The organism is Klebsiella sp. CB_Kp196, from assembly GCF_040061575.1.
In the GTDB taxonomy this organism is placed as follows: Bacteria; Pseudomonadota; Gammaproteobacteria; order Enterobacterales; family Enterobacteriaceae; genus Klebsiella; species Klebsiella michiganensis.
This window is the reverse complement of record NZ_JBEAFH010000055.1, coordinates 112,402-127,545: the sequence shown is the minus strand read 5'-3', so window position 1 is coordinate 127,545 and position 15,144 is coordinate 112,402. Positions and strand designations below refer to the sequence as shown.

At 57.0% G+C, this 15,144-nt stretch carries 13 protein-coding genes; 3 read left to right on the top strand and 10 right to left on the bottom strand.

What is annotated here, in order from left to right; all coding sequences use genetic code 11:
- Positions 1-113: 113 nt before the first annotated feature.
- From ABLU87_RS19990 to ABLU87_RS19980, 3 genes are all read right to left on the bottom strand, one after another.
- A complete protein-coding gene (locus ABLU87_RS19990; RefSeq protein WP_224227263.1) occupies positions 114-344 on the bottom strand; it encodes a hypothetical protein in 231 nt (76 codons plus the stop codon).
- A gap of 305 nt (positions 345-649) precedes the next feature.
- Positions 650-2,434 (bottom strand): sensor domain-containing diguanylate cyclase, encoded by a 1,785-nt coding sequence (locus tag ABLU87_RS19985; protein WP_025106933.1) that lies wholly within the window; start codon positions 2,432-2,434, stop codon positions 650-652.
- A gap of 77 nt (positions 2,435-2,511) precedes the next feature.
- Positions 2,512-3,702 carry an HD domain-containing phosphohydrolase gene (locus tag ABLU87_RS19980; RefSeq protein WP_014228927.1) on the bottom strand — a complete coding sequence of 397 codons (1,191 nt, stop codon included), beginning with the start codon at positions 3,700-3,702 and terminating at the stop codon, positions 2,512-2,514.
- 279 nt (positions 3,703-3,981) lie between these two features.
- On the opposite strand from ABLU87_RS19980, the gene fraE reads away from it, so the two are divergent.
- Entirely contained in the window at positions 3,982-5,025 is a 1,044-nt protein-coding gene (gene fraE / locus ABLU87_RS19975; RefSeq protein WP_009653379.1) for a fructose-asparagine asparaginase, read from the top strand.
- Between the two features lie 36 nt (positions 5,026-5,061).
- Here the strand turns inward: fraE and fecE are convergent, their stop codons facing one another.
- The 7 genes from fecE to fecI all read right to left on the bottom strand — a co-directional run bounded on the left by fecE (position 5,062) and on the right by fecI (position 12,636).
- Positions 5,062-5,829, bottom strand: a complete 768-nt coding sequence (gene fecE / locus ABLU87_RS19970; RefSeq protein WP_080528718.1) for a Fe(3+) dicitrate ABC transporter ATP-binding protein FecE — start codon at positions 5,827-5,829, stop codon at positions 5,062-5,064.
- The gene (fecD, locus tag ABLU87_RS19965; protein ID WP_116280997.1) at positions 5,830-6,783 is read right to left on the bottom strand and encodes a Fe(3+) dicitrate ABC transporter permease subunit FecD; all 954 of its coding nucleotides are present in this window, start codon (positions 6,781-6,783) and stop codon (positions 5,830-5,832) included.
- Positions 6,780-7,778, bottom strand: a complete 999-nt coding sequence (fecC, locus tag ABLU87_RS19960) for an iron-dicitrate ABC transporter permease FecC (RefSeq protein WP_014228931.1) — start codon at positions 7,776-7,778, stop codon at positions 6,780-6,782. Before fecC ends, fecD begins: the two co-directional genes overlap by 4 nt.
- Positions 7,775-8,677, bottom strand: coding sequence for a Fe(3+) dicitrate ABC transporter substrate-binding protein FecB (locus ABLU87_RS19955; protein WP_014838166.1), 903 nt, complete (start codon positions 8,675-8,677; stop codon positions 7,775-7,777). The genes fecC and ABLU87_RS19955 overlap by 4 nt, the downstream gene beginning before the upstream one ends.
- A 58-nt stretch (positions 8,678-8,735) precedes the next feature.
- Complete coding sequence (gene fecA / locus ABLU87_RS19950) at positions 8,736-11,072, bottom strand: TonB-dependent Fe(3+) dicitrate receptor FecA (protein ID WP_102802821.1); 2,337 nt, start codon at positions 11,070-11,072, stop codon at positions 8,736-8,738.
- 98 nt (positions 11,073-11,170) lie between these two features.
- Positions 11,171-12,118 carry a ferric citrate uptake sigma factor regulator FecR gene (gene fecR / locus ABLU87_RS19945; protein WP_047724075.1) on the bottom strand — a complete coding sequence of 316 codons (948 nt, stop codon included), beginning with the start codon at positions 12,116-12,118 and terminating at the stop codon, positions 11,171-11,173.
- Entirely contained in the window at positions 12,115-12,636 is a 522-nt protein-coding gene (gene fecI, locus ABLU87_RS19940; RefSeq protein WP_014838169.1) for a ferric citrate uptake sigma factor FecI, read from the bottom strand. The genes fecR and fecI overlap by 4 nt, the downstream gene beginning before the upstream one ends.
- A gap of 259 nt (positions 12,637-12,895) precedes the next feature.
- Here fecI and ABLU87_RS19935 point away from each other — a divergent pair, with 259 nt between their 5' ends.
- Both ABLU87_RS19935 and lpxP read left to right on the top strand, forming a co-directional pair.
- Positions 12,896-13,684, top strand: a complete 789-nt coding sequence (locus ABLU87_RS19935) for a class I SAM-dependent methyltransferase (RefSeq protein ID WP_122116723.1) — start codon at positions 12,896-12,898, stop codon at positions 13,682-13,684.
- A gap of 543 nt (positions 13,685-14,227) precedes the next feature.
- On the top strand, positions 14,228-15,142 hold the full coding sequence (gene lpxP / locus ABLU87_RS19930; RefSeq protein WP_004138325.1) for a kdo(2)-lipid IV(A) palmitoleoyltransferase: 915 nt from the start codon (positions 14,228-14,230) through the stop codon (positions 15,140-15,142).
- Positions 15,143-15,144 lie beyond the last annotated feature (2 nt).

Here is a 15,144-nt window from a genome sequence, read left to right as displayed (position 1 = left end):
CGGATTCTTACACAGCCACTGGATCGATCAACCGATCCTTAACTGATCGGCATTAGAGCCGATGGGTTCCCGTTTTTTTATTCTCCGGGGTGAATCGCGTCCGTTACGCGGGTCTAAAAGGAGGGGTATAGCGGTCTCTCGTCCAGTTTTATGCAGTGGTGAAGCGTCTCCTCGCCGCTGTAGAGATAGCTGAAAGCATCTTTTGAAGCGGAGTGGAAGAGAATGTCTCCGTTGGCAAAGGGGATCAGTTCCGTATCGCCAGAACGCTTGTGCCCCGCGCCGGTCTCAAAATTATTCTGCCATTTTTCCTGGGTATGATCGTAAACATGCAAAATGACTTCCACGAGGCCTCTCTGCGGGCAATTGAGTCTTAAAAAAGTTGAAGAGTAATTAAGCGCGAAAGTCTGCAAGGGGATAATAAGTAGGTAGAACAGCGTAAATCTTAAAAACATGAAAACGACATAGTCTTGTTCAAATCAGGCGATGAATTTTACTGAATTGCGGCATTTCGACTTTGCCCTGGATCAAGAGGCTTGATTTTCAATAGGATAGAAAAAGGATTGCGCTTAACGGTTGCCATTCTGTCCTGCTCACACCACCGCGTAAAAGGAGTGCAGCGCTCCTTTTACGCGGTGGTGTGACTGTCGACTCAATCCGCCTTCAACATCCCAAAGCTCACAATTCTCGACCGCCCCAGCTCTTTTGCCCGGTAGAGCGCTGCGTCAGCCGCGCGCAGCAGGCTATCGCTTTGCGTATGCTGCGGGTAGCTGGCGATGCCGATGGACACATCGACCTGACCAATTTCAGCCAGGCCATAGCGTAGCGTCAGCAGTTGAACGCTGTGATAGATGTCGGTCGCGCAGGCCATCGCGGCCTCTTCATCGGTTCCGCCCAGCAATACCAGGAACTCTTCGCCGCCATAGCGGAAGGCCATCCCAATATCGCGCACCGCACGTTGAATAATCGCCGCGACGTTTTTAATGACCAGATCGCCCGCTTCGTGACCATAACTATCATTAATCGCCTTAAAGTGATCGATATCGATCATCAGGCAGCTCAGCGGCGTACCGTTGCGTACCGCCAGATTCATTTGAGTATGCAGAGCGTCATCCAGGTGGTGGCGGTTGCGCAGGCCGGTTAATGAATCAAACAGCGCCTTTTCCAGCAGCGCGTTGCGTAAACGCTGGTTCGCCAGCGCCAGACCCAGGGCTTCGGCCATCAGTTCAAGATAGGCGCGGGACGGGGCGGTCGCGGAGGTGACGTTGCTGAAGGAGAGCAGACCAATCGCTTCTCCTTGCGCAATCAGCGGCACGCATAGCGACCGTTGAGCCTGCGATTCCGACAGGTGATAACAGGCGATATCCGGCTCACCGTTGACCGGCGGATGGCTCAGCCCGCGCCGCACGGCCCAGCAGTTATCCGGATGGAAGACGTCGGCTTCAAGCGGCGGAGAAAGCCACTGCGCCACGCAGCGCATCTGCCAGGGATCGGTATCGAGAATATACAGCCGGCCCGGGATCTCCGGGGCGATATTTGGCGCGAACAGTTCGGCAACCTTGATCACATCCTCGAACGATTCGCAGCCCTGCAAGCGCTGGGTCATCCTCGCCAGCAGCTCGCGGACCGCCCAGTCCGCATCGCGCTCTTGTTCCAGCCGCTGCCGCGCCAGCCCGTTCTCGCGAAAGATACGAATGGCCTGGGCCATATCGCCAATTTCATCAATCTGGGTAAACTGCGGCGTCTCAACCGCATAATCCTGCGATGCCAGCCGCTGCACCACGTCGCTCAGGCGAACGACGGGATAGAGCACCCGCCGCTTAAGAATAAACCCCAGCACAAACAGGAACATCAGCGCGGTGAGCCCAACCATGATCTCAGAAAGCGTACGCCAGATCCGTGATTTCTCCGTAGCCTCGGCAATGGTTTTATTCACCCGGCCTTCGAGCATCAGGCGAAAGTGATCGAGCTGCGTCTGGACCCGCTCAAGCTCCTGCTCATAGGCAGCGCCGTAAAGCAGGCTGACCGCCGCTTTTTCTTCTCCCCTGGCAACCTGCGCCAGCGCCGTTTGCTGCTCATCCTGAAGTTCATCGGCTATCTGTAAACCCTCGCGCAGCAGCGCCAGCTCTTCAGCGGTTGCGCCATTGTCTTTCAGCTTTTCCAGACGATGTTCAATGGCGGCGGTGGCCTGGGCTTGCTGCCGGTACTCCTGCAGCACATCCTGATTTTTTTGAATGATGTAAAGTCGCGCGAGATCGGAAAGCTCCCAGGCGCCGCTTTCTACTTCTTCGCTTAGCTGGTCAAACGCCTGGCGTTGTTCGACGGCGCGGCGTTCGGCATTATCCGCACTTGAGGCCATCAGCATGGCGATGCCTGAGGCGAGGGTCAGGGCGACGGTGATCCCGTAGGCCCAGTTAGTCATGGTGGCGATTCTCACCGGATATTCCTTGCGTGCAGATGAATTAATTATTTTTTTATCGTCACACTCCGGCTTCACCGGAAAAAAAACGGTGATTACGGGTGTAGCGTGTGAGTAATAATAGCGTGCAGCGCTTCGGCATGGTGATGCAAAATGCGGTACACGTCTTTATCCAGCGCGCCATTTATAACATCACTCTCTATCAGCTGTAACGCTTGCTGACGGCTCATTCCGGGGCGATAGGGGCGGTCTTCGGTAAGCGCGGTGAAAATATCCGCGATGGCGATAATCCGATCCGGAAGCTGCAGGTAATGCTCATTGAGATGAAGCGGATAGCCGCTGCCATCCAGCTTTTCATGATGATTCGCGGCCCAGTTAATTATTTCGCCGAGTTCGCTGAAGGTGCTAAGAATTTCGCCGGTCATATAGCTATGTTCCCGAACCTGAAGCAGCTCTTCGTCATTCAGTTCGCCCTGTTTCTCCAGGATTTTCAGCGGAATGTGTACTTTGCCAATATCGTGTAAATAGCCGGCAATCTCAATTTTCTTACACTCCATCTCCGGCAGATTCATATAAGCGGCAAGGGTGCGCGAAATTCGCCCGACCTTCAGACTATGGCTGGCGGTGAAGCTGCTGTAGGTATCGACAATTTTGGCAATTAACAGGCAGATATCTTTCAGACCGTCGATATCGATATAAACATGGTTGATAGGGCCGATGATCTCCAGCATTCGCTGAATATGTCCGGGATTGAGGTGCAGCCAAAAATGCTCTTTTTGTGCGAGCTGGCACAAAGTCTGGCATAGCGGCGGATCTATCGCCTGGTAAAGCGCGCGAAATTTACCAATAATCATATCGGTTTGAAAGGTTGTCGCGTGCTTATCGCCAGCAAGCAGGCGTTCAAACACGTCGGCGAAATAGACGATATGCTGTTCGAGGCTGCCTTTGTGGTGTGGGCTAAAATGGTGATCGCGGATAATCGGCAGGATGGGGGCCAGGGTCGCTAACCCGGCCAGCATTTCTGCTCCCCGGTGCTGATGCGGGTCGTTAAGGTTATCGATGGCGTTCAGCGAGGAGAACACTCGTTTATCGCCCAGAACGCCAATGTCGTGCAGCAGCGCGGCGCAAAAGATCGTCTGCTGCTGCTGACGCGAGAGCCCTGACGCCTGCGCAAGCTCCAGCGCGATCAGCGCCGTTCGTTGCATATGCAGGTGTAATTCAGGGTTAATAATTTGTATGACGCGGGTGGTAAGCATCAATGCTGATTTTAAGGCGATATTATGCATCGTTTTTCTCCATCGCATTACCCGCACCGTTTTGCTCTATTTCGTTGATAGCGATGCCGACATGACAAAATAGATTGAATAAGTCCATTCGGGTTTCGCATTTTTATCCTGCCCATTTTTAGCGCGTCCCTGCACCAAAGTAGCGCTCCGGGCGAAGTAAAAATCCTTTTTTGTCCGATAGTTAATCATTTTTACCGAGTAAAATACATTAAATCCTGGCAAGCCGTTTGCATTCTCTCTGCGCGAATTTATTTAATATCTATTTTGGGATGAGTCATGATGAATTTTAGAGCATTACTGGCAATTACGTTACTGGCGATAAGCGCTTTCGCTTCGAGTGAGACGCGTCTGCCGCATATCGTAATCCTGGCGACCGGAGGGACGATTGCCGGTTCAGCGGCCAGCAATACCCAGACTACCGGGTACAAAGCCGGCGCGATTGGCGTACAGACGCTGATTAATGCCGTGCCTGAGATGAGCAAAGTCGCACGCGTTGACGGCGAGCAGGTCGCTAATATCGGCAGCGAAAATATGACCAGCGACATCATTCTCAAACTGTCAAAGCGCGTCAATGAACTGCTGGCACGCGATGATGTGGACGGCGTAGTGATTACCCATGGTACCGACACCCTGGACGAGACGCCTTATTTCCTCAACCTGACGGTAAAAAGCAATAAGCCGGTCGTTTTCACGGCGGCAATGCGTCCGGCCACGGCCATCAGCGCCGACGGTCCGATGAATCTGCTGGAAGCGGTGACCGTGGCGGCCGACCCGGAAGCGAAGGGCCGCGGCGTGATGGTGGTGCTTAATGACCGCATCGGCGCGGCGCGTTTTGTCACTAAGACCAACGCCACGACGCTGGATACCTTCAAGGCGCCGGAGGAGGGCTATCTGGGCGTTATCGTGAGCGGCAAACCGCAGTTCGAAACTCGCGTGGATAAAATTCACACCGTGCGTTCGGTTTTTGACGTCCGCAATCTTAACGCGCTACCGAAAGTGGTCATTATTTATGGCTACCAGGATGACCCTGAATATATGTATGACGCGGCGATCGCGCACCATGCCGACGGGATTATCTATGCGGGCACCGGCGCGGGGTCGGTCTCCGTACGCAGCGCGGCGGGGATCGAAAAGGCGGAAAAAGCCGGTATCGTGGTGGTTCGCGCCTCGCGTACCGGCAGCGGCGTGGTGCCGGTTGATGACGGCCAGCCTGGGCTGGTAGCCGACTCGCTCAACCCGGCAAAAGCGCGCATCCTGCTGATGACGGCGCTGACGCAAACGAAAAATCCGCAGGTGATCCAGCAGTACTTCCACACCTACTGATCAACTTCGGGTAGGGCGCAGCGCGCCTTACCCGGGTTATTTCACCACGCACATCGGGCGCTGCGACACCGGCTCCGGGTGAATCTCCGCCTCCAGGTGAAAAATCTCCCGCAGCATCTCCGGCGTCAGTACCGTTTCCGCCAGGCCCTGAGCCTGCACCCGGCCCCCTTCAAGCACCACCAGATGGTCGCAGTAGCGGCTGGCCTGGTTCAGGTCGTGCAGTACGGTGACCACGGTCTTGCCCATCGTCTGCAGCTCGCGCATCAGCGTCATCAGCGCCACCTGATGATGAATATCCAGCCAGGTCGTTGGCTCATCGAGCAGCACCAGCGGCGTATCCTGCGCCAGCAGCAGCGCCAGAAAAGCCCGCTGCCGCTGGCCGCCGGAAAGGGCGGTCAGCGGTTGTTCCGCCAGCGCAGCGATGCCGGTTCGTTGTAGCGCGCTGTCGACCTGCTGTCGATCCTGCGCGGAAAGCCGCCCCCACAGCGGTAGCCACGGACTCCGGCCGTAGCCGACCAGCTCGCGTACGGTGACGCCTTCCGGAACGTGATGCTGCTGCGGCAGCAGCGCCAGTCGCCGCGCCAGCTGACGGGCGGAGAGGCGGTTTAAGGGGACATCATTGAGCCAGACATCGCCGGCGATGGGCGTCAGGAGGCGAGAGAAACACTTCAGCAGCGTTGATTTACCGCAGCCGTTTGGCCCCAGCAGCGCGGTAATTTTCCCGCTCGGTAGCGTCAGATCGAGATTGTTGATAACGCGCTTGCCGCCATAGCCAGCGGTTAGCTTTTCTATTCGCAGTTCCATTTAACGCATTCTCACAAGAAGCCAGATAAACCAGGGGGCGCCGATAATCGCCGTCAGCACGCCTGCCGGCAGTTCAAGCGGCGGATGCAGCGTTCGCGCCAGCAGATCGGCGAGCAGCAGAACCAGTCCGCCCGTGAGCGCAGAGAGCGGCAATAAACGGCGATGGCGGCCGCCGAAGAGGCGACGCACAAGATGCGGCACCACAAGGCTGATAAAGGCGACAGGACCGCAGACCGCGACGCCAATCGACGCGAGGGCCACCGCCAGCGTTAAGCCGTAGCCGTTAAGCCTGCGTACGTTGACGCCGAGCGTTCCCGCGCGCTCATGGCCTAGCGCCAGCAGGTCGAGATCGCGACTGAGGGCGAAGCTTAAGGGCAGCAAAATCGCCAGCAGGGGCAGGACGATGATGACGAATGCGCCGTCTCTGGCCCACAGGCTTCCGGTCAGCCACAGCAGCGCGTTATTGATCTCCTGCGGCCGCGACAGTAAGAGGTAGTCGGTCACGCTGGCCCAACAGGCCGACAGCGCGATTCCGGTCAGCGCCAGGCGCATTGGGCGAGAAAAACCGGCAAGGGCGAGCGGTATCACCATCGCCACCATTCCGCCGATAAAGGCCAGCAGCGGCAGCCACGGCAGGGGCAGGGACGGCAAAAACCACAGGGCCGCCACCGAGGTCAGGCTGGCCCCGTGGTTAATGCCCAGAATGTCCGGCGAGGCCAGCGGATTATGCACAATACCCTGAACCAGCGCCCCGGAAACCGCCAGCGCGGCGCCGATAATCAGCGCCAGCACCACGCGCGGCAGGCGATATTGCATAAGGACGTAGTGATACTCGCTGTCCGTATGCCATCCGCTGAGCAGCGCTCGCCACGGCAGCGGGATCGCCCCCATCCGCAGCGAGAACAGGGTTAACAGCGTGAGCGCGAGCCATAAAAACACGATGCGTTGTTTCACCCGCGTCTCCTGACCAGCCAGACAAAACAGGGCCCGCCCGCCAGCGCCAGCACCGCGCCCGCGGGCAGTTCACCCGGCCAGGCCAACGCTCTGGCGAGCATATCCGCCAGCAGCATAAACAGGGCGCCCAGCAGGGCGCTGACCGGCAAAAAAGTACGATGATCGTGACCCGCCCAAAAACGCGCCAGATGCGGGACCAGCAGGCCAACAAAGGCAATCGGTCCGGCGACGCTGACGCTGGCGCCGGTAAGCAGCAACACGGCCGCGTTGATAAGCAGGCGCAGGCGCGGCAAATTCACCCCCAGCGAATGGGCGGCGGTATCGCTGACGTTGAGCAGATTAAGCGCGTTGGCCAGCAGGAATACGCCGGGGGTAATCAGCGCGACAAAAGGGAAAAGCTGCCAGAACTCGGCCCAGCGCACGTGGGAAACGCCGCCCGCAAGCCAGGTAAGAATGCCCCAGGCGCGATCTTCCGCCAGCAGCAGGGTCATTCTGGTCAACGCCATGCATAGCGCCGAGAGAGCAATACCGGCGAGGATCAACCGTTGGCGATCCTGCTGTTGACGCCAGCCGCCGCCGGCGCTCATCACCAGCAGCCAGCTTATTCCGCCGCCGCAGGCGGCAATCAGCGCCAGCGAAAAGCCCGCCAGCGGTGCCGGACTGAATGCGCTGGTCAGCGCCATCGCCAGCGCCGCGCCGCTATTAATGCCGAGCAGTGAAGGCGATGCCAGCGGATTATGGGTAAGCGTTTGTAATAACGCCCCCGACATTGCCAGCGAGGCGCCGAGCATTACCGCCACCAGGCTGCGGGGCAGGCGCAGATTAAGCACCAGCGCCTCCGCAAGCGAAGGAGACTCAGGCGCCAGCAGGGCGTGAAGGGCGTTGAGCGGCGAAATCGGGATAGGCGAATAGCAGAACAGGCTCAGCCAGAACAGGCCGCTGAGGGCCAGCAGCGGCCATCCCCAGATAAAAAACGCGCGACGGAACGGTTTCATGGCGTGATATCAACCGCCCGGTGGTGGACAATTTTAACCATATCGCTGGCAATACGCTCGGCGGCGAAGATCCCGCGCATCCGCGCCCAGCTGTTGCTGTCGACGGCTGCGACCTGCCCTTTCTGCTCGGCCTGCAGCATTGGCCACAGGGAGTCCTGCTGCCATTTTTTCACGATACTTTCAGTACGGTAATGGGCGACCAGCAGCCATTGCGGATTCAGGGCCAGCAGCTGTTCGAAATTTATCGCCGCCATCGGCGCGCCGCCGATCGGCGGCGGAACCTTCAGGCCAAGCGCCGTCAGCACGCTGCCGGTATAAGTTTGCGTTGAGTGAAGATTAAACTGCTGTTCGCGAGAGGTGCCAAACAGCACGCTGGCGCCAGCCGGCAGCTGTCGGGAAAACGCCGCCATTTTTTGCCGATGCAGCGCCAGACGCTGCTGCATCTCCTTATCCTTACCCACTACTTTGCCGATAATCGCCGCTGACTGCAGGTTCTCCTCCCAGGTTTCATTGCGCGATTTCAACAGCAGCACCGGGGCAATTTGCCTCAGGGCGGCGTAAATTCCGGCATGGCGACTGCTATCGGCGACGATCAGATCGGGATGCAGCGCGCTGATGGCCTCCAGTGAAGGCTGGGCGCGGGTGCCCACCGACTGCCAGGGCTTCAGACGTGCGCGTACGTCCGCCAGAATACGCGACGGATCGTTGTCATCGGCCACGCCTGTCGGGCTAACGTCAACCGCCGCCAGCGCGTCGACAAAGGAGAGTTCAAGCACGACGATGCGCTGCGGCGTTTTATCAAGCGTAAAGCGACCGCGCTCATCCTGTACGGTGGCGGCAAAGAGCGGGCCCGCCAGAAACAGCAGGCTGAAAATACACAGACGAACAAGGCTAAACATTATTCACTCCAGCTTGCCGGACAGGGCGCGAATAGCGCTGTCCGGCAACGCTCTATCATCAGAACTTCATTGATCCTTGCAGGTACAGCGTGCGCGGCTGACCGGCGTAAAGCCCTTTGTTGTTATCGTCGTACGAGCGGGTGTAATACGCATGGTCGAAGATGTTTTTCACCCCCAGCGCGAGGTTGAGATTGGCCATCTGCGGGCCAAAGTCATAGGCCACGCGAGCGCCCCACAGCATATAGCCGGGAATGCGGCCGGTGCTGCCATCGGCGCTTTCGGCAACGGTATTGGCGTTATCGGCAAACTGGCTCGACTGGAAGTCGCCGTTGAAGTTAAACGTCCAGCTGCCGGGCTTGTAATCGACGCCAAAGGTGCCTTTGTGCTTCGGCGAGAAGGGAACCTGGTTACCGTAGGTATCGCCTTTCTCGCGAATTTCAGCATTGACGTACGCATAGCTGGCGTAGACAGAGAGATTATCAAGCGCGGGTGAAAGCTCGCCGAGGGCGTAACGGGTTTGCGCTTCCAGGCCGCTATGACGGGTTTTACCGCGGGCGGTGACCGTGTCATTGGTCTGGTTGGAATCGTACTGATTGTTGAAGTTAATCAGGAACAGCCCCATCTCTGCGGTCAGCGCGCCGTCATCGTAGCGGGTGCCGACTTCCCAGGTTCGCGCTTTTTCCGGTTCCACATTGCCGCTTTGCACAGCCTTGCCAATCTGGCTGTACTGTACGGTGCCGAATGAGCCTTCTGTGTTGGCATAAAGATTCCAGCTGTCGGTGAGGTGATAAAGAACATTCAGCGCCGGGAGCGGGGCGTTATAGCTGACCCGTTCGCGGGTGCCCAGCAGATTATTGTCCTGATAAGACTCAATGTGCTCAAAGCGCATACCTGGCGTAATCGTCCAGTTGCCGATATCCACGCGATCGTCGATATACCAGGCGTGGGCTTCGGTGCCGGAACGGGTATCGCGATCGTACGGACTGGCGGTGCTGGGCAGCTCGCCGCTGGTGGTCGCGGTGTAGTAACGCATCTCGTGGGTCGATTCGTTGACGTAGCGATAGCCGACGCCGACTTCGTGGGCGGATGGGCCGATCATAAAGCTTTGGCTGTAGCGCGGCTCGATGCCGCGGACCCAATATTCGCGCGGGGAGAGGGTAATGCGCTTACCCTGTTCCAGGTAGCCGCTGCGCAGGGTATGGGTATAGAACCCCTGAATATTAAATTTATGCTGCGCATCCGGCTGGTACTGGTAGCCGAGGCTGGCGAGCTGGCGGCGCCCCCAAAAGCGGTCATAAGGACGCGTGGACTGCCAGCGGTCGGCGTTGTAGTCGGCGCGGGAGAGGCCGCCGGGCATATCGGCTTCGCCGTCATAGTATTGCAGCAGGCTGTTAAAGGTATGGACTTCGTTGGGCGCGTATTTGCTTTTCAGCATCACATCATCAATCCGCGTGGCGCTGTGTTCGCGCCAGTCGCTGCCCCGGGTGCCGGAGTAAAGCAGGGCGGATCCGAAACCGTTGTCCGCCGTGCCGCCGATCGCGAGGTTATGCGTCTCTTTCGGGTTGTTTTGCGAAGAGGTGGGGCTGAGCTGCCCTTCAATGCCGCCCTGAATGCCAAAATCCTCGGGGATGGCGCGGGTGACGAAGTTCACCACGCCGCCGACGCTCTGCGGCCCGTAGCGCACCGCGCCGCCGCCGCGCACGACATCGATGGCGTCCATATTGCCGAGCGAGACCGGCGCCAGCGAAAGCTGCGGCTGGCCGTAGGGGGCAAAGGGAACCGGGATACCGTCCATCAGCACCGTGGAACGGCTGGCAAGCCGCGGGTTGAGGCCACGAATACCGAAGTTCATCGCCAGGTCGTGACTGCCGGTGCCGGTATTTTCCGGCGCGTTGACGCCGGGGATCCGGTTCAGCACTTCGCGCATCGTGGCGGCGCCGGTTTTGGCGAAATCCTCCCGACGGATCACGTCGCGGGCGCCGGCGTGCTCAAAGACATCGTTTTCGCGCGCGTCGCCAAGCCAGTCCCCGACGACGGTGAGGGTGGATTCTGCACTGACGGACGCGGGCTCCAGCTCCAGGGTCCAGACGTTCTTGCCCAGCGGCTTGAGCCGTAATCCGCTGCCGTTCAGCAGCCTGCGTAAACCCTCTTCGGTTTCAAAGCTGCCGTGCAGGCCCGGACTATGCTTGCCGCGCGTCAGGCTGGCGTCGGCGGAAAGCGTGATACCGCTGCGGGCGGCATATTGGTTCAGGGCGTGATCTAACTCCCCGGCGGCAATATCATACTGCGCGGCGGCGAATACCGGCGCGGCAGCCAGCCCCGCTAGCGGCAGCAGGCTTAAACGGATTGCCATCACCAGAGGCATCGGTTTGCGTAAAACGCGTAAAGGCGTCATCTCTTCTCCACCATCGTTTTTGGTTATATTCATCAGATAAGTCGAACGAGCAGGGGAAAAGGGACAATAGAGAATGAGAATTTTTTCGATTTTTTTTCTCAGGCCGGAACGAGCGTGACCCAGTAGCGGGTGACAGACCGCAATGTAATCGGCAGCGTTTGCGCGATAACCTGCAGAATGGCATCAGGGTCGCCCAGCGGAAAGGTGCCGCTCAGGCGTAAATCGGCCACGGCGGGATCGCAGCGCAGCACCCCGGAGCGATAGCGGGCGAGGGTTTCGACCACTTCGCTCAGCGGGGCGTCGTGGAAGGTCAGCACGCCCCGGATCCAGCTATCCTCGCCGCCGTTGAGCTTAACCAGGGCGGCGAAGCGATCGCGGGTAAACCACAGGCTTTCCCCGGCGTTAACGCGTTGGGCGCTGCCGGACGGTAAAACCACTTCTACGGCATGCTGCTGTACCGCCAGCCGGGTGCCGCCGGCAAACTGACGGACGGTGAATGCGGTCCCGAGCGCGGTGAGAGTGCCTTCCCGCGTTTGCACCCGAAAAGGCCGCTGCCGGCTGTCGTGAGCGGTCCTGATGGCGATTTCGCCGTAGCGTAAATGAACCATGCGCTGCCGCGCGTCAAAACGGACGTCGGCGGCACTTTCGCTATTCAGCGTCAGCAGCGAACCGTCGGCAAGCCGCTGCGGGCGCGGTATCCCTTTCGCCGTCCGGTAGTCGGCGCGGAGGCCCTCCGCCAGCTCGGACTCCCAGAGCCGCCAGCTACCTCCGGCCGCCAGCAAAAGCATCAGCCCTTTCAGCACGTGGCGACGCGCCAGACGGCTATCGTGAAGAGCTCGGCTGGCCAGCCCGCCCGGCAGTTGCCCCATCTGCTGACGCAGGTTTTCTACCTGCTGCCACGCCCACTGATTTTCGTTGTTTTGCTCATACCACTGCTGCCAGCGGGCCTCCTGCTGCGGACTGACGCGCCCATCGCTGAGGACCGCGTACCAGTGCGAGGCGGAACGCAGCGCCTGACGACGGGATTCGCTTAGCGTCGGTTTCACAGGCCGTTCTCCAGACGGAACAGCAGGCAGTGCTCGGTAGCTTTCGCGATATATTTCTTAACCGAACTGACGGAAACCGCCAGGCGGCTGGCGATATCGGCGTAGGTCAGCCCTTCAAGCTGCGAGAGCAAAAACGCTTCCCGGGCTTTTGCGTTAAGCCCGTCCAGCATGGCATCAATCTGCTGTAACAGTTCGAGCTGGCTCTGCCGTAGCTCCGGTGAGGGAGAGAGCTCTGGCGGTAGCTGAGAGAGCATGTCGAGCCAGGCGCGCTCCAGGGCGTTGCGGCGGAACAGGTCGATCATCACCCGTTTAGCAATCGTGCAGAGAAAAGATTTTGGATCGCGAATCGTCAACAGCGACTCGCCGGCCATAATTCGGACAAAGGTGTCCTGCGCTACGTCGTCGGCGTCATAAGCGGATTGCAACTTATGGGTAAGCCATTTTTTCAGCCAGCCATGATGGTCGCTATAGAGCGAGGCAAGCGTCAGCGGAGAAGCGATGGCGGATGAAGGTGACATAGCCAGGTTCAGGAGAGTTGATCAATACGACACATGTTAATATGAGAATGGTTATCATTTCAATAAAGCGGCGACAGGGATAAGGGCCATATAGACTCATAGTAACGATAAGTGATTGTTAAATATTGAATAGATTTTTCCCCTCATTGCATCATTTCTTTCCTTTTCTTCTTAATGCAAATAAAATTCATTATCATTATTCCCTCTTTAACTTTAATGTTGTATTTATAATGCATCTTAATGAGGGGAGGAGAGTCAAATGAACGCAAGCGAAAAAGCCGGACATACGTTTTTGGCAAGCCTGGGGAAAACCCGCTTACGCCCCGGCGGCATTGAAGCCACAGAGTGGCTATTTCAGCAGGCGGGTTTTACCGCCGACAGTAAAGTTCTGGAGGTAGCCTGTAATATGGGGACAACCTCTATTGAGCTGGCGCAGCGTTTTCGCTGCAGCGTTTACGCCATCGATATGGATAAAGACGCGCTGGCGAAAGCCCGGCAAAATATCGTTCGCGAAGGTGTGGATCATCGGGTGATAGTGATGGAGGCGAATGCCGCTCGGCTGCCATTTGCCGATGCAACGTTTGATATGGTGATAAATGAAGCGATGCTCATCATGTACGCGGATAAAGCCAAAGAGAAACTGGTGGCGGAATATTTTCGCGTTCTTAAGCCCGGCGGTCGTTTGCTGACGCACGATATCATGTATACGCAGGATGCGCTGGGAGAGGACGCCCGGCGGCAGCTGCAGGGGGTGGTGAAATCCCACGTCAGCCCGCTGAGCGCCGCCGCCTGGCAGACGCTTTTCCAACGGACCGGCTTTGACGCCGTAAGCATTCATCATGGACCGATGTCGCTGATGTCGCCGCGAGGGTTGATGAAAGATGAAGGTTTTAAACAGGCGCTAAAAATTGTCGGCAATGGTTTGTTGAAGCGCGAGAATCGTCCGAGATTTTTATCTATGTTGCGTTTTTTTCAACGTCATAAAAGGCATTTGAACTTTATTGCCTGCTGTTCTGTTAAAGCAACGGAGGTAAAAAGTCTGAAATAGCCCACCGGCGATATGGATAATTGTCGATAAATATTAATTATTGTCAGGAAAGTAAAATAAGCTGATTCTTATTTTAGTCATTTCTCTGACACTCATTTTTAATATTGCTATTTTATGTCAGTGAGGCTTATGGAAGATAAAGGAATAGCCTGTCCGCAAACGTTGTGAAAAGGATAACAGAAAGCAGAGGCTACCCCGACCTCATCTGGATGCAGCCGTACCTCGACGCGGCTTCAGCTGCGGCCTGCGGGTTACCACGGCGACGTTCTGGTTGGAAAAGACGCATACTTTATGTTGAATGATTAGCGCGTTAATCATTCTTGCGGTGGATATTTGAGGTTTATTATTCACTTTTTTATTTACATTTTGTTACAGGTGTGCTGGTATTGTGTTTTTTTCTGTTGGCCTCTTTTTTTACTTGCCGGAGTGAATTTACCAGGATTATTATTGTCTGAACTGCTACACGTACCGCCTAATGACAGATGAAGGGACTCGTTTTTTCCTTAAGCGTTACCTCATGTTCTAATGTTTACAGGAAAAAACATGTCTTACGCTTTTAATAAAAAACTTCTTCATCCCCGTAATTGGGGGACCTGGTTTGGCCTGGGCGTGCTCTGGCTCATCGTCCAGCTTCCTTATCCCGTCTTGCATCTTATCGGTACCAGCGCCGGTCGCGCATCCCGGCGCTTCCTGAAACGCCGTGAGCATATCGCCAGACGCAATCTCGAACTTTGCTTTCCCACCATGTCGCCCGCGGCGCGCGAAAAGCTTATCGAACAGAACTTCATGTCGCTAGGGATGGGTCTGATTGAAACAGGGATGGCATGGTTCTGGAGCGATGAGCGTGTTAAGAAATGGTTTGACGTGGAAGGTATGGTCAATCTCAATAATGCTCTGAGCGAACAAAAAGGCGTGATGGTCGTTGGCGTCCACTTTATGTCGCTTGAACTGGGTGGCCGTACGATGGGGCTGTGTCGTCCGATGATGGCGACCTACCGTCCGCATAATAGCCCGTTAATGGAGTGGGTGCAGACGCGCGGTCGTTTGCGCTCGAACAAGGCGATGATTGACCGTCGTAATTTATCCGGTCTGGTACATGCCTTAAAGTCGGGTGAAGCGGTGTGGTTTGCGCCGGATCAGGACTACGGCCCGAAGGGGAGCGTATTTGCTCCGTTCTTCTCGGTACAGCAGGCAGCAACGACCAACGGTACCTACGTACTCTCTCGTTTGTCGGGCGCGAAAATGCTCACCATCAGCATGGTGCGTAAAGCGGACCGCAGAGGTTATAGCCTGCACATCAGCGACGTCATGAGCGACTATCCTGGCGAAGATAAACAGGATGCGGCAAGCTATATCAACAAGGTTATTGAGAAAGAGATCCTGCGCGCGCCGGAGCAATACCTGTGGGTTCACCGCCGCTTTAAAACCCGTCCGCTGGGCGAAACTTCGCTCTATTAAGC

What these genes read in the sequence shown, in the direction of transcription:
- ABLU87_RS19980 (WP_014228927.1), bottom strand. Translation starts at nt 3,702, where the DNA reads ATGCATAATATCGCCTTAAAATCAGCATTGATGCTTACCACCCGCGTC.
- fraE (WP_009653379.1), top strand. Translation starts at nt 3,982, where the DNA reads ATGAATTTTAGAGCATTACTGGCAATTACGTTACTGGCGATAAGCGCT.
- fecE (WP_080528718.1), bottom strand. Translation starts at nt 5,829, where the DNA reads ATGGAACTGCGAATAGAAAAGCTAACCGCTGGCTATGGCGGCAAGCGC.
- fecC (WP_014228931.1), bottom strand. Translation starts at nt 7,778, where the DNA reads ATGAAACCGTTCCGTCGCGCGTTTTTTATCTGGGGATGGCCGCTGCTG.
- ABLU87_RS19955 (WP_014838166.1), bottom strand. Translation starts at nt 8,677, where the DNA reads ATGTTTAGCCTTGTTCGTCTGTGTATTTTCAGCCTGCTGTTTCTGGCG.
- fecA (WP_102802821.1), bottom strand. Translation starts at nt 11,072, where the DNA reads ATGACGCCTTTACGCGTTTTACGCAAACCGATGCCTCTGGTGATGGCA.
- fecI (WP_014838169.1), bottom strand. Translation starts at nt 12,636, where the DNA reads ATGTCACCTTCATCCGCCATCGCTTCTCCGCTGACGCTTGCCTCGCTC.
- ABLU87_RS19935 (WP_122116723.1), top strand. Translation starts at nt 12,896, where the DNA reads ATGAACGCAAGCGAAAAAGCCGGACATACGTTTTTGGCAAGCCTGGGG.
- lpxP (WP_004138325.1), top strand. Translation starts at nt 14,228, where the DNA reads ATGTCTTACGCTTTTAATAAAAAACTTCTTCATCCCCGTAATTGGGGG.